Raw genomic sequence first — 22379 nt, 5'->3', positions numbered from 1 at the left:
TATCGAACCGGTGGGCGGCGATTTACTGCCGCAACTGACCATCACCCAGCACGATAAATTTCTGGCTGGTCAATCCTTCCAATCCGACCGGACCACGCGCATGGATTTTGTCGGTTGAAATACCGATTTCAGCGCCCAGACCGTATTCAAACCCGTCGGCAAAGCGCGTGGTGGTGTTAACCATCACCGAACTGGAATCGACTTCGCGCAGAAAACGGCGCGCGCGCGTGTAGTTTTCCGTGACGATGGCGTCGGTGTGCTGCGAGCCGTACTTGGTGATGTGATCGATCGCCTGATCCAACCCATCGACAATGCGGATGCTCAGAATCGGTGCCAGATATTCCTCGTACCAATCCTGCTCGGTGGCTTCCTTGATTTGCGGAACGATGCCGCGTGCCGCCGCATCGCCGCGCAGTTCAACATTTTTATCGAAATAAATCTTGCTCAACGCGGGCAGAATTTTCTCTGCGATGCCCGCATGGATCAGCAACGTTTCCATCGTGTTGCAGGTGCCATAGCGCTGCGTTTTGGCGTTATCGGCAATTTTGATCGCTTTGTCGAAATCCGCCTGATCGTCGATGTACACATGACAAACACCGTCCAGATGCTTGATTACCGGGATACGCGCTTCGTTGGCGATGCGCTCGATCAACCCCTTGCCGCCGCGTGGTACGATCACATCGACATAATCCTTCATCGTGATCAGCTCGCCCACTGCGGCGCGGTCGGTGGTTTCAATCACTTGCACCGCGCTTTCCGGCAACCCGGCCACGCGTAGACCTTCCTTGACGCACGCGGCAATCGCCTGATTGCTGTGAATCGCTTCCGAGCCGCCGCGCAGAATCGCCGCATTACCCGCTTTCAGGCATAGACCGGCGGCATCGGCGGTGACGTTCGGGCGCGCCTCGTAAATAATGCCGATTACCCCCAAAGGCACGCGCATTTTACCGACCTGAATGCCGGACGGACGGTAATTCAACCCGCTGATCTCGCCCACCGGATCGGCCAGTGCCGCAATTTGCAACAGGCCTTCCGCCATCGTTGCCACACCCTTGGCCGACAATGTCAGACGGTCGATCATCGATGCTTCCAAGCCCTTGGCGCGCGCATTGTCCAAATCCTTGGCGTTGGCTGCCAGCAAAAGCGCTTCGTCGCGCCGGATGGCATCCGCCATCGCCGTTAGCGCGCGATTCTTCGCCGCCGTATCCGCTTTGGCAACCAGCCGTGACGCCGCGCGTGCTTCCTGTCCGACGGACTGCATGTAACTTTTGATATCTGTGGTACTCATGGATTTCGTTTGATAAGGATATGAATTTCCGGATAGTGCGGAATTATAGTACAAGATGGCAGTTATATTGTTGGCACCGGGTTTAAATTGACCCGGCATTATCGCGGCATGAGAGAATAACCATCTATTTTGGCTGCTGGCGTGGCAGCTTCGCCTGCACCGGCTGGAGCCGTCCGGCACGTAACTCGACCACGGCTTTGTTACATTATTCCATCAACATCAATTTCCGTTGATTACAAATCTCAATCGCATATCGTTGTAAGTCACGTAATATACAATAATATTCACTTGCTGCCGTACCGTCAAAGACGGCAATAATCTCGTATTCCAGAAAAGTTGAGCAGCCTTTTTGAAGGTGAACTGACAAATTCTTTAATGCATTACCGTAATTTTCTTTTGATAATCCTTGTTGAATTCCTTCAGTCATGATTCTAGGTATTTCTACTGTACTTATAGGTTGATTTTTATTGTCAATGCCAATCTTGGTTTTTGCAATAAACCCCAATGAAAAGTTTCTGGGATTGGCAATCAAAAAATCCTCGATGGTGTATGTTATTGGCATTGTGCCATCGGGTAGCGATAAGGCGATATTCTCATGGGTGATGTATTTCACCATTCCAAAAATATCGCCATAAACCATCACATAATCCCCTTTTTTGCAAGGAAACCATGGCTCATCACTTAAAATGGGGCGAGAAACATATTTAGTCAATTCTGACAGTGTCAGTCTCAACTTTAAATCCGGTAATAATGGATTCTTAAGATTAGTATAGTAATGCAAGCTCTCAATTTGCATAAGAATGCCATTATAGACAATGGCTTCTCCCTCTCTTGCCGAACCTGTATTGAGCAATAACCTTATTTCATCAATGTAAGTCGGTATCGAGCTTTTTAATACCCAGACAACGCTGATTAAAAGCACGATAGTGATGCCCGTCATCACCGGGTCGTCACGAACTTCCAGAACATAAAAGAATGCAATTACTGCCAACACCACCATAAGAAAATAGTATATGAGCGTGGCAACTCTCTGGTAGTAGCTTCTTGTTTTGTCTTCTCGACGATTAGTAATCCAGCTGATGAATCTCAGGAACAGCAGCATTATGGAACAAACCCCAATAAATGCTGTTATTGCGTATAAAAGTGTGGCGCCGCGTCCCGCAGCGATTTCTTGAATGTATTCAACAAATGAGATCTCTTGGTCTGTCTGAAACTGTACCATTTCATCGCGCTGTAATTGCGCTACTTCAAATAGATGTGTGCTTTCCTTGAGTTGATCCTGCCATTTCTTAATAATTCTTTCAAATTCAACTAGCACTTCATTTTGCAGGCTTTCCTTATCAACTTTTGAAATATGCTTAAGCGCCTCATTAATTCTCTGAATTTGTAATTGATGAAAAACAATTTTGTAGTGCAGCGTATCCAGCTTTCGCTTGTTTTCTGTGATCTTGTGCAATTCTCGCAAAAAGGGTTGCAAGATATCTATTAAGTCTTGTTGCCAATCAAATTCTTTTTTGGCAGCGGTTTCATCTATACCTAACTCTATGCCCGCGGTAAGAATCATTTCAAATGATGTTTCTTGGTCAGAAATGCCTTGCTGGATTGTGTCTATGATCGATTGAATTTTTTCTTTCTCTTGATCGGTTTTTGCTTTCTTTAGAGACTGTAATTTTTCCCCTATTTCTTTTTTGCGTGCATTTATGCTTTGAATAATGTCGACTAATTTAATTATGGCCGGATCTTTTGCTGACTCTTGCAGGTTATTTTGAGGCTTGATGACATCTTCTGCACTCAGAGCATGGGAGGAGAAAATAGTGAAGATGAAAATAATGCTGTGAATCAATGAGTTGATATTCATGGTTCATTTAACAGATATCAAGATGAAACTCGTAATCTTGCATATCTGTTGATTCATTAAGAGAGCTGTCAGGTAAATATGTGTTTGTCATCGACAAACTAAATAAAAGGAACTAAGTATCGGTAGTGATGGTTGGGCCAAAATCCCTACGGACTTTTATGAGTGGAAAGCAAAAGTCACATAGGAATTTTTCTCAATCATGAAACTGAGAACTAAATATTACTTATTAAGGCCAATCTTTCTTATGGCCACGCTCATCGACCACCAGATGTGTAGTGCCTTCAGGCAAAATCTGCAACGTTTTCAGGAATTCAATGACTGAGTTCTGATGTGCCTCGCTGAGAGCTATCCACTTGACGTAGGTGCCATAGGCTTCACCACGATGCGCTTCGATGGCCTGACGCATGGTGGTAAATTGTCCATGATGAAAATACGGCGGTTCATTCGCTGTTCCCCAGAGTTTTCGCGTCATGAAATGCGAGTTTCCTGCAAAAAACTCAGGGGATCCTTCAGGCGCATTCTGGTCAATGGGCTCTCGATTGGGATCGCCGGGGCCGCTGGTAATATCATGTAGTTTCAGGTCGGTAAACGCGGGCACCCACACTATTTCCTTTTCCACTTTCAGTCTTGGCTGGTCAAGCTTGTCATCTGTTAAATCCAGTTTATACTCCTGGGCTTTGCCTGCTTGTAAGTTGCCCTTGGGATTGAAAGGATTAGGTTCACTGAAGACCCATCCTTTTTTATCCAAGGGTAATTTAGGGACATGGCAGCCCGAGCATCCAATATTTTGGAAAATCTGCTCACCCGCACGAACAGCCGCCTCAATTTCAGGATTATTAGGAATCACCCGGCCAGGCACTGCAAGTTGCGCTTGAAATAAAGTTACTGCGGTGATATCCGCACGCGTGATTTCGTTAACGAACTCATCGCCATCCGCGTCGACATTGATACCGAACCGTTCGGTAGACTGAATGCCATGATGTTGATTAAATGCGTTATTGGTGAATTGACGTAACGACACTACGCCACCCGCCTGATGGAAGGGTTTAATAATTAGACTCGGTGGATGATCGGCACCATCACTAGTCAGGCTTGATGCAAGCAATCCGTTGACATGGCTGGTATTCCAGCTGCCATCCTGATTCCTCGCTAAAGTCCCGAAAGAAACTCCTTTGCTAATCAGTTCCGCATTCTTGCCGGCGGCAATGGAATCGCGGATCTTTTGCAAATCTGTTGTCATCTGACGGCTCAACATCTCGATATAACCCGAACCAAACAGACCCAGCGTATTACGGGAATTGGCAATGGTTTGCAGTTGCACAAATTTGCCTTCTTCATCTAACGCGCCCCGCTTGGGCGTCGTGTCGTTATGGTCAAAGGTTGCAAAATCGAAACGTTGTCCGGTAATGAATGCATTGTTAACAATTTCTCCGCCGCCACCGATGCGGGGCTTGTTATGGCAGCCCGAGCAGGAATTCGTATCCGGTGCTGAGATACGATTGAAATTGCGTGGAAAAACCAAGGGCGAGGATGAATCCGTCAACGGAGAATCCGTTCCTTTCGTTAATGGCCGCCCGCCGCCTTCTTGACTGGTCCAGGCCGCACCGAATAAGAGCTTGCCGTGACTGATGAGCTTTCGCATTTTCGTGTTGAATTCATCGCCGTCCTGCAAATGGTTTTGCACAGAAACTTCCTTGCCAAGCTCCGTTGCAAATGCATGAAGCCCTCCCATTGTAAATAAGCTGAAAACAACGATTGGAATGACTGCTAATCGATATTGATTATTCATAAATTTCTCCTGTAACAAAAATTTCTTAGCGTGAATGTTTTAATAACCGCTCCGATGCAGAGCTTTGTATTAATTGCTGGGGTCGCGTGAAAATTGGCAAGATGAAATGGCGGTGTGGTGGTACTACACCATGATAGATAAGACGGCCAATCCGGAATTTCCGGAAATTTAAAACAATGTATTTCAGCGCTTATTTTCATCATTGCACGCTCAGCCGATGGGATCAGTTCGGTAACGCACATGGAGCCGGAATAAAGTAACTGCCGATCTATTGTTTGTTTGATACAGGCTAAGTGGATTACGTCGATAGCTCGACCAGCGCACTCCAAACGTAATCAACACGTTCTGTGAAATGACACTGCAAAAAAACGCTCTGATCACGCTTTGCTGCATTCAGTGCAGATTCAGATTAATCACGGTACAGTGACTCCATCCGCAATCCACTCGCAACGACCATGAAAAGGAAAGCAAAATGGACACCACTCTAACCAAACCATTCTTCTGCAAGATAAGGGGGGGCATTTACCGGAGTTACTATCCACGCTTAATGGCTTCTTCTTACAATCAATGGCTGCTGCTTTTGATCACAGTTTTACTCCTGGCGGGTTGTAAAACCGTGCCCATCCAGGACAGGAATTTTGCCGAAAACGGCGGTTTCTGGGAGCAAGACGAGAATATGGGATTCCGCCTTCATCGCAACGCCGGTGCAAGCGATGCCGTCATCGGAACGCTGTACGCATCGGGCAAAAATGTGCTGTTGAACGGCGATCAAGTAAAAGTTTCCGCGCCGGTAAAGAACAATTCGTTTGTAAGCTCGGGCATGCAAAGTGGTGCTCGTATTGAATTCAAAGCATCGGATTCAACCTGTTCGATACGCGTCGACCAGTTCAATTCCGGCAAAGCGTACGCGGACACATCGAGTTGTCTGCACGACATCGAGACGCTGCACGCCAGGATACTAGCCAGAAACGCAGTCCTGCAAATCAACGTGTCGCAACAACAAACCGACATCATGGTGCTCAGCGGCACGATCGAAGTGATGACGCGTGTGGATACAGGGCAATTCGTGGCTGTCCGGGCAGATCAAAAAATTACCGTAACGCCGAATGCCATCGGCCAACCCCATGCACTGGCCCCGGATGAAATCTGGCAACGCATGCGCTGGCGCGAGGATTTTCAGCTCTACAAAACTGTCGTTGACTGGAGAAAAGTAGTAGCGGGCGTTGCTATCGTTGCGCTTGTCGCCGTTGCGATATTGTTCGGTAAAGGCCGTGGTGGCGGAGGTCATGGTAGTGGGTTTCCCAGGCATCGCTAGCGTTTAACTACCAGCTTTCAAGATAAAACGGGTCTTAAGCTGCAACGTGGTGTTTCTATTTACATCCTGGATTTCCACTTCAATTAACCACTTACCCTGCGGATCGTTTTTTTCTCCCACAAAATTGATGATCTCAGGAGATAGGTGAATAGTGTCGGGGTTTTTCGATACTCGAAACTTCATGCATGGAATGTTTTTTTCATCGATGTAGACAGTGTCATTCGGGCGATTTCAAATCTTCTTTTACTTGTTCTAGTTTTGCAATCATTTCTTTTTTTAATTGAGCGCGTCCTAATGAGCGCTTAACACTGCTTCCTACACCCGAAACCTGATCAGTAGAGCTGCGAACCGAATAAAACACAAGAATGCCATCTTTATAAGGGAGACCTCCTGCTACTACTTGACTGGAGTTATATGAATGTCCAACATAAAATTGTCTTGATAAGAGAATGCTGCCTGTCTCATTAGAAGCTATCATGCGATGCATAAGAATCGCAGTAGGCCGATCTTCAATGATACGATTTATCCACAGAAACTCTTCTTTAGTATCTTTGGGTGGTTTTGCAGGGTAGTTTAGCCAAGCTTGCTGCAACTCTGGAAAATATTTTGCCCACGCTTTACTATTGACAGCATCGGTGCGCAGCTCCTGACCGGGATCTGCGAAACTCTTTTCCCGCTTGTATGATTCAATACCTGAAAGTCCCTTTTTCCCGTAAGTAGTAAAACGATGTAATAGAAATTCCCGATATTTTTGATTGGCTATTTCTAATATTTTTTCGTTATTGTCTTCTTCTTTTTGGTTTCTAATTGACCCTAGGCTATCCAATTCCTGTTTTGATAAGTTAAAAACTTCTCCAGATTTAGCATTAATAAATTTTTTTGCTTCATCGATTTGATCATGGGTGAAGCCGAATTTTTTAAAGCTGCTGATATTGGCATGAATATGAAGTATTCCACTTGAAATTAAATTGATTTCGTGAAGCGTAAATCTGCCTTCTCTGATGTAATCTACAATTTTAGGTAGAGGTGCAGGGATGATTATAGCTAACCCAATTCCTAACTCTTTTTTGTTAGTTTCATTAACCTTATAACTCACTATTTCACCTTGCTCAAGTTTCTCAATTTGCTTAGGATTGATATTGAAATTTTGCAAAGCTTGAGCAGTTGAAGGAACTTCCTGAGCTAAAACAGGAAAGTGCGAAGGAATAATAAGAAGTAATAATACTGATACCAGTTGCTTAATCATTTAATATCTCCCTTGGATGACACTTCCAATAAACCGAGAAACATATTTATCAATATAGTGATATTTAATCTCTGAGGATTCAATTCCCCGTTCCTTGGGGCGAAAGCTGGTGAAAGACCAGCTGACTGAAGAGTGCAGTTGATAGCCCGCTGCTTGCACCGGGGCGCTTTATTCTCTAGGAATGTCCAACTCTGATTCAGTTAGCGGAGGAATTTTCTCTGGTATGAAAGTTTTCGATGGAATCTCCGGTTCCAGAGCAGGATTATTTGGAATTTCTGGTTTTTCCCGTTCAGGTTTTACTTCTGGATGTGCCGGATTAGGAGGGTTGGTTTGAGCGTTTGTAACTTCATACATAATAGTTCTCCAATACGTCTTCATTATAAAAATTAAACCCGCCTGAGCGGGTTTAATTCAAGAATCATTTTTTCTTACTTGGGGTTTTGTTTTTATCATCATCTTTCTTTTTGTTTTTAGACTCAACAGTAAATGTATGCATGATTGTCTCCATAAGAGTGTTTAATAAAGTTATTTACCAGCCCCACCATCTGATGAACCAGAGTGTTGGTGGCTTGATCCGGAAGATTGGGGAGCTGAGTGTCTATCTGATGAATCTGAACCACGTTGAGTATTACCACCATTTGAAGAAGATGATTTGCTTTTTTCTGTTCCCTCGGAACCGGTGCTTTTATTAAAAGAACCAGAAGGCGTTGAACTATTTTCGTTACTGCGTTCACTTATGCCATGAGGTGATTCAGTTGAAGGATAAGCATCAGCATCAGGTGTTTGTGATTCACGATGTTCGCTAGACTTGTTTTGTTTTTGCTCGGGATCAGCCTGTGCAAAATTGCTCGCCAATAGGAATACGGCGCTTGTAAATAATAAAGAATTCAATTTTAATTTGAACATCATTGGTTTCCTTTGTAAAACTATGAATTAGATTATCTTTGAGACTTAGTAAAGAATCTGTTCGTTGGCTAACATAAAAATACCCAAAATTATTATGTTTAAGGAATGAATGCCATAGATCTTCCTCGTCTTAAAAATAAAGCTTAATACCAACGTTCCTTATTTATTGGTATGGCTTTTCTTACCCGCCTCTGAGTGCTGTTTTGATGAACTGTTTCTCGCGCTTGAGGATTCACTATTTTCATTATCATCGTCGTTACTATCATTTGAATGTTTATTCTGGCTACCCGATTTCGCATGGGTGGAAGATGAGTCGCCTTCGGATGAGGAGGTGGAGCGGGTATTACTCTTTGAATCTTCACCATCATTGCTATTTTTGCCGCGGCCCGTAGTAGAAGATGAACTTTCTTTTGACGCATTACTTCCTCGTGACTGTCCTCCTTTACTTCCCGCATCAGCCGCTTCTTCAGAATCAAATTCATGGGCTGTTTTCTTTGCATGAGCAGCTTTGCCACCTTCGCTTGCTATCTCACGTTGTTTTTCAGGATCCATCGATGCAAATCCTTTATTAGAAGAGTTGTTATCATTATCATTGGAATGTTTAGTAGTAGTCATTTGAAACTCCTTTAAATTAAATAAATAATTAATTAGTTAAATGGAATCGCTTATTTAATAAGCTTGAGAAAAGTCTACTTAAAATTATAGGAAAGTTATGTACGCAAGCTCGCTAAGCCGAAAATTTAGTTCGAGTCTTTAAAGTTGAGTAAAGGAACATGTATTCCGGGTGATCAAGCGGCAGTTTGGATTCACCCGGACCCGCTACCGAGGGCTGATGAAGAATGCTGTTTTGCTGAAAACGGCGGTTTCTGGGAGCAAGACGAGGCTATAGGATTCCGCCTATATCGGAACGCTCTATGCATCGGGCAAAAATGTGCTGTTGAACGGCGATCAAGTAAAAGTTTCCGCGCCGGTGAAGAACAATTCGTTTGTGAGCTCGGGAATGCAAAGCGGGGCCCGCGTCGAATTCAAAGCATCGGATTCAACCTGTTCGATACGCGTCGACCAGTTCAATTCCGGCAAAGCGTACGCGGACACATCGAGCTGCCCGCACAACATCGAGACACTGCATGCCAGGATACAAGCCAGAAACGCAGTGCTGCAAATCAATGTGTCGCAACAACAAACCGACATCATGGTGCTCAGCAGCACGATCGAAGTGATGACGCGGGAGGATACCGGGCAATTCGTGGTTGTCCGGGCGGATCAAAAAATCACCGTCACGCCGAATGCCGTTGGCCGCCCCAATGCATTGGCCTGGGATGAAATCTGGCAAAGCATGCACTGGCGCGAGGATTTTTAGCTCTATAAGACCGTCGTTGATTGGAGAAAAGTAGTAGCGGGTGTTGCTATCGTTGGTCTTGTTGCTGTTGCGATATTATTCGGTAAGGGCCGTGGAGGTGGAGGTCATGGTGGCGGGTTTCCTAGGCATTCAAGATAGTGATTACTTGTTTTATGTTACCTGTCCATTTTCTTTGTTCGCGACCTAACTTCGTTTGAAAGGATAGGTTTCGTACTTAAGATGATGGCGCACGTCCCATTTGACCAAGTTCAACTGAGAAAGCTACCAAGTTGTCCATGTCGCTAGCGTTGCGCAGTAGTAAGACCGTATCACCAGAGGCGCTTAGGGTGCATTTATTCAAAGGCGCTCCAAGGTCGTGGCTGGATACGAGCATGGCCCAGAGGAAGCCACCAAAAACGAAGCGATAAGCAATATGGCCGTCTAGGCGAACCTTTCCAGGCTGCATGATGACTCCAGTGAAAGCTTCGGAGTTGTGCTTTAACCCGAACATGAAGCAGCCATATCGCTCAGGAGAACCAGGGTTATCTTCGAGAAGAAGACGGCGTAATTCCTCGGTGTGCTTTCCGAGTTGAATCTTTTCGAAGAACTGGAGAGAGGAAATACCAGCGCGCCATAGTACCGATAATTGGAATAGCTTGAATCGTTTATAGTCGAGGCCCGAAATATGAACAATGTTGCTCTCTTGCTTGACTGTGAGGGGTATGCCGCCCTTGAGAACCAAGCTGGCGTAGCGCTCCCAGACTGAGAATTTTTGTTCGCATGCATCGCATAGCAATTTTTCCCGCAACCCTTTTTGCTCGCGCCAATTTCCTTGTTCTGGAATGATCGATAGCACCTGAAGGCGGTGTTTCTCGTCATAAAGAGTCTCATACAGGAATTCTGGAATGACGTGCGAACGTCGTAGTTCAGCTTCTTGAAGGCACAGTGCGCAAGGCATGTGATGTCTAATTAAAATCAGATGTCTGAAATGACGCAATTTACTACGTTAAGAATGAGATCTATCACGGTAGGATTCACGTTTTTTCCTTAATCTTTATGAGAATGGGGCAATTGAGTTTTCATCATATCAAATCAAGTTACCGTTCAAAACACCATCACATGATCCACCCAATACCGACCATCCCGATACACCAGCACCATTTCCGCGACAAACTCGCCCGGTGCTTTCGTGAATATTTGCTTCCATACAAACGCCGCAGAATCCGGGCGGCGGAAGATGGCGACGGGGGTGCGGGTGGTGAAGTAGCCTTTTTCCGCCTGGTATTGCTGGCAGATGCGTGCAAAGTATTCCGGTGTGACGATGGCTTTCAATCGTCCGGTGAAATCGCGCACGTGCCGGGCGTGGTCGAGCTGGGTGGAGGCATCCATCAAGTTATCCATGATCGGATTGGCGATAGCCCATATCTGCTGTTCGCTCATGGTTTCAAAGTTCAGAGTCATTTCCTTTAATGCGAATACCGGTTATTTATTCCGCGATGCTGATACCCGAACCGCCCATTTCCTTCGGAACATCTTTCATCTTGGGCAGTCCGTCCACGATGCGCAGCACGGATTCCTGATAATGCACATGAATGGCCGGTTGAAACGAAAAATTCTGCAGAATGGGGGCAAATATATCGATGAGATTCCAGCCGGGATGCTCGGAATAAATGTGGCCGCCGCATGTTTTGCACCATTTGCGGGCACTTTGCGCTGTTTTGTTGTAGGTGCCGATGTTTTCCACGCCGCGCGTAATTTGCAGTGCTGTCGGCTTCCATAGCGTAAAAGCATTGACCGGCCCGGCAGACCAATGCCGGCAGGATTCGCAATGACAATAACCCATCGCATCCGGTTCGCCGGTAACCGTAAACTCAACCGCGCCACAAAAACAATTGCCTTTGTATACCTTTTGATTCATGAAATATCTCCTTGTGTAACTTGGAAGAACTACCGTACCGTTTAACTACCTTCCTTGCTTTCCTTCAATGTCAGATTGTTTCTTATAGGCCTCATAAGAAGCGCTGGTACTCGATAAACAGCGGGCGCGTTCCTGTTGATCCATGATTTTGCTGCACTCGTTGCGTTGCCACGATTGCCCGGTGGAGTAGAGCTGCTGCGCGGTGCAGCCGGTTGCCGTCACCGTAGCGATGGCGGCAACGATGGCCAGAATGCGGGAGTTCATGCGGTGTGTTCGCTGCCGACGACGTTGATCATCCAGGCGATGCCGAAGCGGTCGGTGAGCATGCCAAAGCGCGGTGACCAGAAGGTTTTGGTCAGCGGCATTTGCACCTGACCGCCATCCGACAGCGCGGCGAAATAGCGATCCGCTTCGGCTTCGGTGGTAACCGAGATTGACAGCGAGAAGCCTTTGAATTGCGTTCCCACCTCGCAACCGTCCGAAGCCATGATCACATTGCCGGCGATGCGGAAGCTGGCGTGCATGATCTTGTTTTCAAAACCCGGCGGTAGCATGCCGGGTGGCGTGGGGTCGGGGCTTTCGCTGAAGCGCATCAGCATATCGACCTGCGCGCCGAGCGCGCTGCGGTAGAATTCGAGCGCTTCTTCGCAGCGCCCGCCGAACATCAAATAAGGTTGAATCAACGGATTGGACATGATGGCTCCTTGGGTGAGTGATAGGACATTATAAAGTTTTCAAGTATTCAATGATCGCAAACGCGCCGTCCTTGTCGTTCGACCAATTGAGACGGTAGGTTTTCTTGCCTTCGACGATGTCCTTGTCATGGCCTTTGTTGCTCAGCGCGGGAACCGCATTGGTCTGGAACACATAGCCTTCTTCTTGCCCGTTTGCCTGTTGCGGGTTCCAGGAGAAACCGAGCAGTTTCTGGTCGTAATCGAGGCGGCTTTTGACGAAACTGGCGGGGCGTTCGTCCGGCACCAGCAAGTGGTAAATCGTCGGCACCGTACCGTTGTGCAAGTACGGCGCTTGCGCCCACACACCGCTCAGCGGCCGGGCGTTGTAGCCGTGGTGTTCGCTGTTCGGTGACATCAGCAGGTCTTTTTTACCGGCCAGCGAAACGCCGTCAAATTCGGCGCACGGCTTGATGTCTTTGTTGTACAGCCGGATGGTGGTATCCGGGGAGCAGTTGTCGTACAACCCCTTGCGCGCGGCGTAGTTCAGCACTGCACCGACCACGTAAGCGCGTTTCATGCTGGTGCCGAGGTTGTCGTACACCTTGCCGTTTTTCGGTTGATGGCAATCGGCGCAGTGTTCGGCGAATAAATCCTGTCCCTTTTTAGCCAATGCAACATCGACTGCGAACGGATAAGGACTGGCGGGGAGGCCATCGAGCAATTCTTCGGCAAACGCGGCGACACGCACGTCGGTCTGTTCCAAGCCCAACGTCAGCATGGCGACCAGGTTGCGGTAGATCGGCATCGGGATATTGCCGTTCCATTGCCCGCCACCGTTGATCAGGCGTTTATGGCCTTCATCCCAGCTGGCGAGGCGTTTGTCTTGTTCCCAGACCGACATGAAATCGGTAATGCCCGGCTCCGGCGGCAGGACGATACCGGCAAACCATTTCAATATGGGGTTGCTGCGCAAACCGATATAGCCATTGATCGCGCTCAAGCCGGTGGCGTCGGCCATGCCGGGAAATCCGGCGATCATCGCGGCTTCAAGACCGGTGTAGTTTTTCGCGACTAGAGCGCCAAAGCCTTCGTATTCCGCTTCGACGCGTTGCGCGTATTTTTTCACCGTTTGCCCAGCGGTTTTCTTGAACAGCGCGATCTGCGCCGCTTCGTACTCCGCATCGAATTTTCTGCCCGCGGACTGGTAATTGTTGTAAAAGTAATTCGGGTTTTGCTGGTGTGTGGCGTCCAACGCATCCAGCAGCTTTTGCGTTAATACTGCGAAGCGTTCATCGCCGGTTTTTCCCGCATAGGCTTTTTGCAGCGTTTGATACGCTTTGACGCGGAACTGCACAATATTGAACGAACCGTTCACCCCGCCGTCGAGGTAATCCATTTGCCCGTTCTCCAGCCGCACGCGGCCAATGTGGCAAGCGCCGCAGGTAAACGAAGCGTAGTCGATGTTGCCTTGCGCTTCGGCCCGCGATAAGCCGCTGAAACCGACGCCGCGTGCCACCGGGAAAGTTTTTTGCCGCTCGTCGATGAACAGGCCGACCGCGTCGAGAAAGTTGTCCTCGCTGCCCCACAGTTCCGGCGCGAGTTTCGGCAGCAGTTTCAAGACGACATAGGGAATGCCGTCGGCTTCACTGAAGGCAAAATTGCCGAACCAGTCGTAAGCGACTTGATGCGACTGGAGATAGTCCGCTTTTTTCTGCACTATTTTGGCTTGCGCCTGTGGCCAGTTATCCGGCACCGGGCTGACATAAGCCGGAGGCAATGGGGCTTCCAGGGGATGCGAACTACAGGCTGCGAGGGTGATGGCGGATAGGGCAAACAGAGCAGCGATCCGGGTTTTCATTGACATTCCTTATCGTGAAGTTGAATAGAAGGCTCCAGGCTGCGAGGCATTTCTCAGCGCGGGCCGGTTGCCGCTTAGCTTTGATACGGCGCATCGGGAGCGGATTAACCGGTTTTTTGATTTTATCCTGTGTATATGTGCGTTACTGTACAGATCCAATTCAAAGATGATTGTAATGTAACTTCCGGGCAGTGAAATAAGTAATTCACGCCCGGGTTGCAACTATCCGGTTGCGGCTGAAAAGTTTTCAGGAGAAATTCCTGATTTCAATTATTTTCTCAGGGAGAAAAACATGCAATTCAATAAAATGAAATGTATTCAGTTAGTGACCGTCATCGCATTGACCTTTTGCACATTTGGCGTTAATGCGCAAAAGAGCCATGTGCCCGCACCGATGAATAAAGACCAAGTGGATGGCCGGGTCGGTGAAGCCGAAGGTAAGACCAAGGAAGCCGCCGGCGTGATACTGGATGATAAAAAAATGCAAACGGAAGGCAATGTGCAAAAAAATGTCGGCAAAGCCCAGAAAGGTTATGGTGATCTCAAGCAAGATATTGAACAAGGTAAATGACACGAGCAAGGCTGAACAGGACGGGCGAATCGCGGTAGACTGACGGACTTTGTCTGTTGGAATCCGCGCTGCGTGATAGGAGAGTGACCGTACTGTGAACATTAAGAATTCGATCGAAACCAAACTGCAATCACTGCAACCGCAGTTTCTGGAAGTGGTTAATGAAAGCCACCAGCACAATGTACCGGCAGGATCCGAATCCCATTTCAAGGTGACGATCGTTTCCGATGCATTTCAGGGAAAAATGCTTTTAGCGCGTCACCGGATGGTGAATGCAATCCTGGCTGATGAATTGACGCAATCGATTCATGCGCTTGTTCTGCACACCATGACGATGGAAGAATGGTTTGAAAAGCATGGAACACTTCCTGATTCGCCGCCATGCCTGGGGGGTGCCAAATCCGAATAGCCCCGGGATTAATCGATGGGCATCCATTGTTCGAGATTTGATGCTGTTTACGGAGTAGCCAATTTAACCCGTGAGTTGTGAGAGCGCAGTAAAGGGGATGGCTAATGCGGGATAGCGCCCCTGGTTATCTGCCCATTCGGGTATAGCAATTGAAAAAATAGCGCAATCATTTCAGGAGGCAATCATGATAGAGCAATGGCAAGTTCCCGGTGCAACGTTTAAAACGCGCGTGCGCGATGAATCGATAGGCGGCGATAATCCATTTCGCTGGCAGGATGTAACAACGGACGATATTTTTAAGAATAAGCGGATTGTATTATTCGCATTACCCGGCGCATACACACCGACCTGTACTACTGCGCATTTGCCCGGTTACGAGCAGCACTATGATGACTTCAAAACGTTGGGTGTCGATGAGGTGATTTGCTTGTCGGTGAACGATGCATTCGTCATGTTTCAATGGCGTAAGCATTTGAGGGTCGAGAAAGTATTTATGCTGCCCGATGGCAATGCCGAGTTCACGCGCAAGATGGGAATGCTTGTAGACAAATCGAACTTAGGATTCGGCATGCGTTCCTGGCGGTATTCCATGGTGGTTCAGGATAAGCAGATCGAGAAAATATTCGTCGAGCCAGGTTTTGCGGACAATTGTACTGCCGATCCTTTTGAGATTTCAGGCGCTGACGCTATGCTGAAGTATCTGAGATCCCGATAAGGCTTGCTGGCAAAGTGTCACTACGAGTCGTGCTGGGAAATATATTTTCCCAGTATCCTTTCGTATTGATCCTTAACAACCCCGTAACACTCACACGTGGCAGCCAGCAGACCCTTCCGGTCAAGCAATTCGATTTTGCCGCGTGTATATTTGATGAGACCATTGTCCTGAAGCTGTGCGGCTGCGGCGGAAACGCTTTCGCGACGCACACCCAGTATACTGGAGATGCGGTTGTGGGTCATATGAATGGTTGCTGTTTGCAGATTGTCGCTGACGATCATCAGGAATCGGCATAGCTGTTGTTCGATAGAATGCAGGCGATTACAGATCACATTCTGAGAAATTTGGGCCAGCAGCGTCTGTGTATATAGCATGCAAATTTCCTGAAAATCGGGTATTTCTTCAAAATATTGTTCAACATCTTTGGCTTTCATCACATAAGCCTGTCCGGGACTGATGACTAAGGCCCGTTTAGCCATGCGGGCATCGCCGATAAAAGTGACGACACCGATCATTCCCTGCCTCCCGGTCATTCCAACCTCAATCGATTCGCCCTCTTCCGTTTCGTAAAGCAGGCAGATCATGGCGCTCGTGGGAAAATAGATATGCTTGCGCTTTTCGTCCATTTCCCACAGGATTTCATCCAGTTTCAAGTCGGCCAGTTTTAGCGAAGGTTCAATCTTATCGAATACGTTTTGCGGCAAGGCTGCCAGAAGCAGATTCTGTATTTGGGAGGGAGCTTTTTCGACCGTGGGCATAATGGCTATCCAAATTATTCCGGCCTTGACCTGAATCGTCAGTTCGTCTGGAACTTGTTGATATTTTTGAGGGAAATTATTGCTAGTTCAAATACTAGCATAAATTTGAATGTTCGCTCTGTGCGATACCGTACAGACGCTTCTTTTCGCGCCTCGTATCTTTCGGGTAATTGCAATTCATATCTGCCGCTTTTTCTTGCAGGTGAACTGCAATGAATGCCAATCGCTTGGCGCCTTTTATCTTGCGGGAGAGTATCCATGAACGATATCAGCATGCAGGCATGCATAGATGCGTGCCGTCACTGTCACGAAACCTGCTTGCATACCGCGATGAATCATTGCCTTGCGGTAGGCGGCAAACATGTCGAAGCCAGTCATTTTCGCCTTATGATCGATTGCGTCGACATCTGCCAGTTTTCAGCCGACTTAATGTTAAGCGGTTCGATCTTTCATCACAGGGTTTGCGCTACCTGTGCCGAAATCTGCGAGGCTTGCGCCAAGAGTTGCGAGCAGATCGGCGGCATGGAAGATTGCGTCAAAGCCTGCCGCGAATGCGCGGAGAGCTGCCGTAAAATGGCTGCCACCACGCCACCGAATTGAGGTGAAATCCAACGGTAATCTTCAGTTTCTCCAGTTTTGATACTGTAGCCAGTCAAAACGATGGATTACCTGCATCAACTCCAGTGGCCTGCAATGATCGTCACCATAATCGCTGCATGGCTGATTGCCTCCCAGGATAAACGCAGGCGTAAGTTCGGTTTCTGGTGTTCTCTATTCAGCAACTTTCTCTGGTTAGTCTGGGGATGGCATGCCCATGCGCATGCACTCGTGGTTTTGCAGATTGCTCTGGCCGCTCTGAACATTCGTGGTGCAAACAAGAATGAGCCGGAATCCAATGTCAAATTAGAGGCGTAGCGCTCTGTAAGAGTGCCACACCGTGCTTCCCATGCCAGCTAAGTACCGAAGGAAGTATCGTATGCGCAGCGTGATCTGGTAGCTAAATCTGGGAAATCAAAATACGGGAACACCGGAACTTTGAACTGAAAACGGGTGCGGTACTGAATTGCCGCCCTCATCGGAGGAAATTGCTATGAATGAAATACTGGATGTGATTATCGTCGGGGCGGGTAGCGCAGGTTTGGCTGCGCTGCGGGAGGTAAGAAAATACACGCAACGCTTTGTGATTATCAATGACGGACCCTGGGGGACTGTTTGCGCGCGGGTGGGTTGTATGCCATCCAAGACGCTGATCGAAGCGGCCAATGCCTTTCATCGTCGTAGTACCTTTGAAGAATTCGGTATTCGCGGTGCCGATCAGCTCACGCTTGATATACCTGCCGTGCTGCGGCGTGTGCGGCGGTTGCGCGATGATTTTGTTGCCAGCACAGTAAAAACGACGGAAGAACTGGGCGAAAGAGCCATTTCCGGACGTGTGCGTCTGCTTGCGCCGGATAGACTGGAAGTCAATGGCGAGGAATTGCGTGCGCATAAAATTATTATTGCGACCGGATCGCGTCCGGTTGTACCTGCGCCCTGGAATACATTGGGGGATCGTCTGCTCACGACGGATACCTTGTTTGAGCAGGAGACGCTGCCCGCACGTATGGCTGTTGTGGGAATGGGGCCCATTGGCGCTGAGATGGCGCAGGCGCTTTCGCGCCTGGGTATTCAAGTGGCGGCATTTGGCGGTAACCAAGCGATTGCCGGATTAACAGACCCGCAGGTGATCGCAGTGGCGACAGATCTGTTTAAGAAAGAATTTCCTCTGCATCTGGGTGAGAAAGCTGAATTAAGTCTTGTCAGCGATGGCGTGCAGGTACGTGCCGGGAGTATAGAGGTGGTGGTCGATTGTGTGCTTGCGGCGTTGGGGCGCCGTCCGAATATCGACAATCTGGGTCTCGAGACACTGGGCGTCTCGCTTGATGAACACGGCATGCCGCCTGTAAATCCTGGGACCATGCAAGTGGCTAATCTGCCGGTATTCATGGCAGGTGACGCGAATGACCAAGCGCCGCTGTTGCATGAAGCGGCCGATGAAGGATACATTGCCGGGCTTAATGCCATGCGCTCTCATCCGATTTGCTTTACACGCCGGACGCCCCTGGCCATCGTTTTTACTGACCCGGACATCGCAGTCGTAGGCAGCCGCTTTGAGACACTCGACCCTGCAAAGATTCTGGTTGGAGAAGTATATTTTGACCGTCAGGGTCGGGCGCGTGCTGGGCAGCGGAATAAGGGTATCCAACGACTTTATGCCGACGCGGTCAGCGGCCGGTTATTGGGCGCGGAAATGTGCGCACCTGCTGGCGAGCATATGGCGCATCTGCTGGCGCTGGCTATCGATCGCTCGCTCACAGTGCAGCAGTTGCTGCGTCTGCCGTTTTACCATCCGGTTCTGGAGGAAGGCTTGCGCACGGCATTGCGTGCTCTGGCGGTGCAGCTTCCGTCCGTCAACGAATCCGATTTGTCGATGTGCGGCGCTTATAATACGGAAGCGCTTGATTGATAGCTATCTTGTCCTGCATGCGTTGATGACTCGATGACGAGTAGCCAGAATCCTGGGATCAGGATAACAATGACAAATAGATTTCCCGGTAAGCCGTTGCACTGGCATGCCAGCTGAAATCCTTCGCCATGCCGTTTTTCTGCAAGCGCTGCCAGATTTTTTTATCGTGATAAGCCGCTGCCGCGCGTTTGATCGTGGCGAGCAGATGCTCCGCGCTCATCGTATCGAATACAAACCCGCTGGCGCTGCCATTGGCCAGGGTTTGCGGCGTACAGTCGACCACGGTGTCGAGCAGGCCTCCGGTCGCGTGCACGATGGGCGGCGTGCCGTAGCGCTGGCTGTACATTTGATTCAGTCCGCATGGTTCAAAACGCGACGGCATCAGGAAGCAATCCGCCCCGGCTTCGATCAGATGCGACAACGCTTCGTTGAAACCGATGCGCACGGCGATAGCACCGGGATGAGCCTGCGCCAGCATCGTGAGCTGGTGTTCCAATTGCGCCTGGTCGCTGCCGAGCACGATCAGTTGCGCGGGGATTTTTACCAGTTGCGGTGCAATCTCGATCAGCACATCGATGCCTTTCTGGTGGCTCAAGCGGCTAATCATACCGAATAGCGCGATCTCGGCGTTAACCGTCAGTTCCATCTGATGTTGCAATGCGCTTTTGTTGTGCGCTTTGTCCGCGAGTTTTTTACTGCTGTAGTTTTTGACCAGATGCCGGTCGGCTGCGGGATCCCATTCGTTGACATCAATGCCGTTGACGATCCCGGTCAAGTGGCGGTTGCGCGATTTCAGCAAGCCTTGCATACCGAAACCGAGCGGTTCGGCTTGAATTTCCTGCGCGTAGTTGGGGCTGACCGTGGTGATGTGATTGGCATAAAACAGTCCGGCTTTGAGGAACGACAGATTGCCGTAATATTCCACGCCGTTGATAGCGAAACTGTGCGGTGGCAGCCCCAATTGCACCACGCTGCCGGGCGGGAAAACACCCTGGAATGCGAGGTTGTGGATCGTCATCAGCGTGGCGGCTTTTTTACCGGCATGGGAATGCAAATAGGCCGGTGTGAGACCGCTTTGCCAGTCGTTGCAATGCGCAATGTGCGGACGCCAGGCGATCGGACTGGCGTCGCTGGCCAAAATAGCGCCGATTCTCGACAGCAAACCGAAACGCAGCGCATTGTCCGGCCAGTCGCGCCCGAATTCATCCATGTAAGGCCCGCCATCGCGGCGGTACAACCCCGGACAGTCGATGACAAAGACCGGAATGTGCACGGCTTTGCTGAGAGAAAGCCGTGCCGACAGCAAGGTGGCAGGGGGGAATTGCGGCAGCGCCGTGAACTCGGCGACTTTGGATTTGTATTTAACCCCGGCCAGCACTTGAGGGTAGCCCGGCAGCAGCAGCCGCACATCGGTATGCAACGCGCGCAATGCGGCGGGCAATGCCGCGCTGACATCGCCCAAACCGCCGGTTTTACACAGTGGAAAAACTTCCGGCGTGATGAATAGAACACGCAGTTCTTGCGGTGACGGCATAAGGATTGTCTACTGGTTGGCTTTGAAGTAACCGATCAAGCCGTTGGTGGATGCATCATGCGAAGTGACGGTACCTGTGTGTTCCAATTCGGTCAGGATTTTTCCGGCCAGTTGCTTGCCCAGCTCCACGCCCCATTGGTCGAACGGATTGATATTCCAGATCACGCTTTGTACGAACACTTTATGCTCGTATAGGGCAATCAACGCGCCCAGCGTTTCCGGATCGAGTTTTTTGAACAGAATCGACGTGGTCGGGCGGTTGCCGGGAAAAATTTTGTGCGGCAGCAGTTGTTCCACGGCGTCCGCGCTCATACCCTGCGCGGTAAGCTCGGCACGGACTTCCTGCGCATTCTTGCCAGTCATCAATGCTTCCGTCTGGGCGAAGTAATTCGCCAACAGCATGCGGTGATGATCGCCGATTGGATAATGGCTCTGGCAAGGCGCCAGGAAATCGGCGGAAACGGTTTGCGTGCCCTGATGCAATAATTGATAGAACGCGTGCTGCCCGTTGGTTCCCGGCTCGCCCCACACGACCGCGCCGGTGGCATAGTCGACCGCTTCGCCGTCACGGGTGATGCGTTTGCCGTTGCTTTCCATTTCCAGTTGCTGCAAATAAGCGGGAAAGCGATGCAGCGATTGATCGTACGGCAATACCGCATGGGATGAGGTGGCGAAAAAATTGATTTGCCAGATACCGATCAAGCCGAGCATCACCGGCAGGTTTTTTTCCAGCGGCGCGGTGGCAAAGTGCCGGTCCATGCCGCGCGCACCGGCGAGCAGGGCATAAAAGTTGTCCATGTCGGCGGCGAGCGCAATCGGCAAGCCGATTGCCGACCACAACGAATAACGGCCGCCGACCCAATCCCAGAATTCAAACATGTTGTCCGGATCGATGCCGAATTTTTCCACGGCGGCGCGATTGGTCGATACCGCGACAAAGTGCTGCGCGATGTCTTGCTCGCTGCCACCATGCGCCAGAAACCAGGTGCGCGCGGTGTGCGCGTTGGTGAGTGTTTCCTGCGTGGTGAAGGTTTTCGAGGCGATGATGAACAGGGTTGTTTCAGGATTGAGATGGCACAACGTGGCGGATAATTGCGCCCCGTCGATATTGGAAATGAAATGTGGCGTGATGTTGCTGAGCTGGTAAGGTTTGAGCGCTTCGGTCACCATCACCGGGCCGAGATCCGAGCCGCCAATGCCGATGTTGACGATGTCGGTGAACATTTTCCCGCTATAACCCTTGCGCGCGCCGCTGTGCACCGCGATGGTAAAACGCTCCATTTGTTTCAACACGCGTTTGACTTCCGGCAATACGTCAATGCCATCCACATGAACCGGCTGATCGCTGCGCAACGCGATATGCAATGCGGCGCGCTGCTCGGTGGAGTTGATTTTTTCCCCGGCAAACATGCGTCCGATCCAATCGCTCAGTTTCTGTTGCTGCGCCAGCGCCAGCAGTAGATCGACCGTTTCCTGATTGACCGGTTGCTTTGAAAAATCGAGCAAAATATCGTTGAACAGCAGCGAGAATTTCTCAAAACGCTGCGGATCTTGCTGGAACAGGCTGCGCAAATGCTGTTGCGCCATGACGGATTGATGTGCCTGTAAAGCAAGCCAGGCGGGTGATTGCGTAAGGGATGGCATAATGTTTTAGCTACTGAGAATGATGGATTTTGCAGATTGCCGGTTCATGGA

At 49.3% G+C, this 22379-nt stretch carries 24 protein-coding genes; 8 read left to right on the top strand and 16 right to left on the bottom strand.

The features are described 5' to 3' along the window. Window positions 1–22: 22 nt before the first annotated feature. From ABD07_RS07505 to ABD07_RS07495, 3 genes are all read right to left on the bottom strand, one after another. Window positions 23–1288: a glutamate-5-semialdehyde dehydrogenase gene (locus tag ABD07_RS07505; protein WP_160817783.1), complete on the bottom strand. Its 1266-nt coding sequence runs from the start codon at window positions 1286–1288 to the stop codon at window positions 23–25. Window positions 1289–1493: 205 nt separating this feature from the next. Then, window positions 1494–3146, bottom strand: a complete 1653-nt coding sequence (locus ABD07_RS07500) for a hypothetical protein (protein WP_160817782.1) — start codon at window positions 3144–3146, stop codon at window positions 1494–1496. 226 nt (window positions 3147–3372) lie between these two features. After that, a complete protein-coding gene (locus ABD07_RS07495; protein ID WP_160817781.1) occupies window positions 3373–4935 on the bottom strand; it encodes a di-heme oxidoredictase family protein in 1563 nt (520 codons plus the stop codon). A gap of 472 nt (window positions 4936–5407) precedes the next feature. Between ABD07_RS07495 and ABD07_RS07490 the strand changes: the two genes are divergently transcribed. Further along, a complete protein-coding gene (locus ABD07_RS07490; protein WP_160817780.1) occupies window positions 5408–6250 on the top strand; it encodes a hypothetical protein in 843 nt (280 codons plus the stop codon). Window positions 6251–6467: 217 nt separating this feature from the next. Here the strand turns inward: ABD07_RS07490 and ABD07_RS07485 are convergent, their stop codons facing one another. The 4 genes from ABD07_RS07485 to ABD07_RS07470 all read right to left on the bottom strand — a co-directional run bounded on the left by ABD07_RS07485 (window position 6468) and on the right by ABD07_RS07470 (window position 9017). Further along, window positions 6468–7496: a hypothetical protein gene (locus ABD07_RS07485; protein WP_160817779.1), complete on the bottom strand. Its 1029-nt coding sequence runs from the start codon at window positions 7494–7496 to the stop codon at window positions 6468–6470. Window positions 7497–7664: 168 nt separating this feature from the next. Then, a complete protein-coding gene (locus tag ABD07_RS07480; RefSeq protein ID WP_160817778.1) occupies window positions 7665–7850 on the bottom strand; it encodes a hypothetical protein in 186 nt (61 codons plus the stop codon). 171 nt (window positions 7851–8021) lie between these two features. Then, the gene (locus ABD07_RS07475) at window positions 8022–8405 is read right to left on the bottom strand and encodes a hypothetical protein (protein WP_160817777.1); all 384 of its coding nucleotides are present in this window, start codon (window positions 8403–8405) and stop codon (window positions 8022–8024) included. A 156-nt stretch (window positions 8406–8561) separates the two neighbouring features. After that, window positions 8562–9017, bottom strand: coding sequence for a KGG domain-containing protein (locus ABD07_RS07470; protein ID WP_160817776.1), 456 nt, complete (start codon window positions 9015–9017; stop codon window positions 8562–8564). Window positions 9018–9402: 385 nt separating this feature from the next. Between ABD07_RS07470 and ABD07_RS07460 the strand changes: the two genes are divergently transcribed. Then, on the top strand, window positions 9403–9762 hold the full coding sequence (locus ABD07_RS07460; protein WP_160817775.1) for a hypothetical protein: 360 nt from the start codon (window positions 9403–9405) through the stop codon (window positions 9760–9762). A 214-nt stretch (window positions 9763–9976) separates the two neighbouring features. On the opposite strand, the gene ABD07_RS07455 is transcribed toward ABD07_RS07460, so the two are convergent. The 6 genes from ABD07_RS07455 to ABD07_RS07430 all read right to left on the bottom strand — a co-directional run bounded on the left by ABD07_RS07455 (window position 9977) and on the right by ABD07_RS07430 (window position 14191). Further along, window positions 9977–10699, bottom strand: a complete 723-nt coding sequence (locus ABD07_RS07455) for a hypothetical protein (protein ID WP_160817774.1) — start codon at window positions 10697–10699, stop codon at window positions 9977–9979. 146 nt (window positions 10700–10845) lie between these two features. Further along, a complete protein-coding gene (locus ABD07_RS07450) occupies window positions 10846–11202 on the bottom strand; it encodes a hypothetical protein (RefSeq protein WP_240142471.1) in 357 nt (118 codons plus the stop codon). A gap of 25 nt (window positions 11203–11227) precedes the next feature. Then, a complete protein-coding gene (locus ABD07_RS07445; RefSeq protein WP_160817773.1) occupies window positions 11228–11659 on the bottom strand; it encodes a GFA family protein in 432 nt (143 codons plus the stop codon). 45 nt (window positions 11660–11704) lie between these two features. Then, window positions 11705–11923 (bottom strand): hypothetical protein, encoded by a 219-nt coding sequence (locus tag ABD07_RS07440; protein WP_160817772.1) that lies wholly within the window; start codon window positions 11921–11923, stop codon window positions 11705–11707. Then, window positions 11920–12354: a VOC family protein gene (locus ABD07_RS07435; protein WP_160817771.1), complete on the bottom strand. Its 435-nt coding sequence runs from the start codon at window positions 12352–12354 to the stop codon at window positions 11920–11922. The genes ABD07_RS07440 and ABD07_RS07435 overlap by 4 nt, the downstream gene beginning before the upstream one ends. 28 nt (window positions 12355–12382) lie before the next feature. After that, window positions 12383–14191, bottom strand: coding sequence for a c-type cytochrome (locus ABD07_RS07430; RefSeq protein WP_160817770.1), 1809 nt, complete (start codon window positions 14189–14191; stop codon window positions 12383–12385). Between the two features lie 292 nt (window positions 14192–14483). Here ABD07_RS07430 and ABD07_RS07425 point away from each other — a divergent pair, with 292 nt between their 5' ends. The 3 genes from ABD07_RS07425 to ABD07_RS07415 all read left to right on the top strand — a co-directional run bounded on the left by ABD07_RS07425 (window position 14484) and on the right by ABD07_RS07415 (window position 15886). Next, complete coding sequence (locus ABD07_RS07425; protein WP_160817769.1) at window positions 14484–14762, top strand: CsbD family protein; 279 nt, start codon at window positions 14484–14486, stop codon at window positions 14760–14762. 94 nt (window positions 14763–14856) lie between these two features. Then, a complete protein-coding gene (locus ABD07_RS07420; protein ID WP_132423424.1) occupies window positions 14857–15171 on the top strand; it encodes a BolA/IbaG family iron-sulfur metabolism protein in 315 nt (104 codons plus the stop codon). A 184-nt stretch (window positions 15172–15355) separates the two neighbouring features. Continuing rightward, window positions 15356–15886 carry a peroxiredoxin gene (locus tag ABD07_RS07415; RefSeq protein WP_160817768.1) on the top strand — a complete coding sequence of 177 codons (531 nt, stop codon included), beginning with the start codon at window positions 15356–15358 and terminating at the stop codon, window positions 15884–15886. Between the two features lie 20 nt (window positions 15887–15906). Here ABD07_RS07415 and ABD07_RS07410 read toward each other — a convergent pair whose 3' ends face one another. Next, window positions 15907–16644: a Crp/Fnr family transcriptional regulator gene (locus tag ABD07_RS07410; protein ID WP_164502784.1), complete on the bottom strand. Its 738-nt coding sequence runs from the start codon at window positions 16642–16644 to the stop codon at window positions 15907–15909. A gap of 258 nt (window positions 16645–16902) precedes the next feature. Between ABD07_RS07410 and ABD07_RS07405 the strand changes: the two genes are divergently transcribed. The 3 genes from ABD07_RS07405 to ABD07_RS07395 all read left to right on the top strand — a co-directional run bounded on the left by ABD07_RS07405 (window position 16903) and on the right by ABD07_RS07395 (window position 19150). Continuing rightward, window positions 16903–17244, top strand: coding sequence for a four-helix bundle copper-binding protein (locus tag ABD07_RS07405; protein ID WP_160817767.1), 342 nt, complete (start codon window positions 16903–16905; stop codon window positions 17242–17244). A gap of 93 nt (window positions 17245–17337) precedes the next feature. Further along, window positions 17338–17559, top strand: coding sequence for a hypothetical protein (locus ABD07_RS07400; RefSeq protein WP_240142470.1), 222 nt, complete (start codon window positions 17338–17340; stop codon window positions 17557–17559). 175 nt (window positions 17560–17734) lie between these two features. Next, window positions 17735–19150, top strand: coding sequence for a dihydrolipoyl dehydrogenase (locus tag ABD07_RS07395; protein WP_160817765.1), 1416 nt, complete (start codon window positions 17735–17737; stop codon window positions 19148–19150). A gap of 58 nt (window positions 19151–19208) precedes the next feature. Here the strand turns inward: ABD07_RS07395 and glgA are convergent, their stop codons facing one another. After that, on the bottom strand, window positions 19209–20684 hold the full coding sequence (gene glgA / locus ABD07_RS07390) for a glycogen synthase GlgA (RefSeq protein ID WP_160817764.1): 1476 nt from the start codon (window positions 20682–20684) through the stop codon (window positions 19209–19211). 9 nt (window positions 20685–20693) lie between these two features. Further along, window positions 20694–22328 (bottom strand): glucose-6-phosphate isomerase, encoded by a 1635-nt coding sequence (gene pgi / locus ABD07_RS07385; protein ID WP_160817763.1) that lies wholly within the window; start codon window positions 22326–22328, stop codon window positions 20694–20696. Between the last annotated feature and the right edge of the window lie 51 nt (window positions 22329–22379).

Source organism: Nitrosomonas oligotropha, assembly GCF_009833085.1.
Lineage (GTDB): Bacteria > Pseudomonadota > Gammaproteobacteria > Burkholderiales > Nitrosomonadaceae > Nitrosomonas > Nitrosomonas oligotropha.
Note: the sequence above shows the minus strand (reverse complement) of the source record. Positions and strands in the feature narration are given on the sequence as shown.

Excerpts from the sequence above, each read along its gene's own strand:
- ABD07_RS07505 (WP_160817783.1), bottom strand. The coding sequence starts at position 1,288 with ATGAGTACCACAGATATCAAAAGTTACATGCAGTCCGTCGGACAGGAA.
- ABD07_RS07500 (WP_160817782.1), bottom strand. The coding sequence starts at position 3,146 with ATGAATATCAACTCATTGATTCACAGCATTATTTTCATCTTCACTATT.
- ABD07_RS07495 (WP_160817781.1), bottom strand. The coding sequence starts at position 4,935 with ATGAATAATCAATATCGATTAGCAGTCATTCCAATCGTTGTTTTCAGC.
- ABD07_RS07490 (WP_160817780.1), top strand. The coding sequence starts at position 5,408 with ATGGACACCACTCTAACCAAACCATTCTTCTGCAAGATAAGGGGGGGC.
- ABD07_RS07485 (WP_160817779.1), bottom strand. The coding sequence starts at position 7,496 with ATGATTAAGCAACTGGTATCAGTATTATTACTTCTTATTATTCCTTCG.
- ABD07_RS07480 (WP_160817778.1), bottom strand. The coding sequence starts at position 7,850 with ATGTATGAAGTTACAAACGCTCAAACCAACCCTCCTAATCCGGCACAT.
- ABD07_RS07475 (WP_160817777.1), bottom strand. The coding sequence starts at position 8,405 with ATGATGTTCAAATTAAAATTGAATTCTTTATTATTTACAAGCGCCGTA.
- ABD07_RS07470 (WP_160817776.1), bottom strand. The coding sequence starts at position 9,017 with ATGACTACTACTAAACATTCCAATGATAATGATAACAACTCTTCTAAT.
- ABD07_RS07460 (WP_160817775.1), top strand. The coding sequence starts at position 9,403 with ATGCAAAGCGGGGCCCGCGTCGAATTCAAAGCATCGGATTCAACCTGT.
- ABD07_RS07455 (WP_160817774.1), bottom strand. The coding sequence starts at position 10,699 with ATGCCTTGCGCACTGTGCCTTCAAGAAGCTGAACTACGACGTTCGCAC.
- ABD07_RS07450 (WP_240142471.1), bottom strand. The coding sequence starts at position 11,202 with ATGACTCTGAACTTTGAAACCATGAGCGAACAGCAGATATGGGCTATC.
- ABD07_RS07445 (WP_160817773.1), bottom strand. The coding sequence starts at position 11,659 with ATGAATCAAAAGGTATACAAAGGCAATTGTTTTTGTGGCGCGGTTGAG.
- ABD07_RS07440 (WP_160817772.1), bottom strand. The coding sequence starts at position 11,923 with ATGAACTCCCGCATTCTGGCCATCGTTGCCGCCATCGCTACGGTGACG.
- ABD07_RS07435 (WP_160817771.1), bottom strand. The coding sequence starts at position 12,354 with ATGTCCAATCCGTTGATTCAACCTTATTTGATGTTCGGCGGGCGCTGC.
- ABD07_RS07430 (WP_160817770.1), bottom strand. The coding sequence starts at position 14,191 with ATGAAAACCCGGATCGCTGCTCTGTTTGCCCTATCCGCCATCACCCTC.
- ABD07_RS07425 (WP_160817769.1), top strand. The coding sequence starts at position 14,484 with ATGCAATTCAATAAAATGAAATGTATTCAGTTAGTGACCGTCATCGCA.
- ABD07_RS07415 (WP_160817768.1), top strand. The coding sequence starts at position 15,356 with ATGATAGAGCAATGGCAAGTTCCCGGTGCAACGTTTAAAACGCGCGTG.
- ABD07_RS07410 (WP_164502784.1), bottom strand. The coding sequence starts at position 16,644 with ATGCCCACGGTCGAAAAAGCTCCCTCCCAAATACAGAATCTGCTTCTG.
- ABD07_RS07405 (WP_160817767.1), top strand. The coding sequence starts at position 16,903 with ATGAACGATATCAGCATGCAGGCATGCATAGATGCGTGCCGTCACTGT.
- ABD07_RS07400 (WP_240142470.1), top strand. The coding sequence starts at position 17,338 with ATGATCGTCACCATAATCGCTGCATGGCTGATTGCCTCCCAGGATAAA.
- ABD07_RS07395 (WP_160817765.1), top strand. The coding sequence starts at position 17,735 with ATGAATGAAATACTGGATGTGATTATCGTCGGGGCGGGTAGCGCAGGT.
- glgA (WP_160817764.1), bottom strand. The coding sequence starts at position 20,684 with ATGCCGTCACCGCAAGAACTGCGTGTTCTATTCATCACGCCGGAAGTT.
- pgi (WP_160817763.1), bottom strand. The coding sequence starts at position 22,328 with ATGCCATCCCTTACGCAATCACCCGCCTGGCTTGCTTTACAGGCACAT.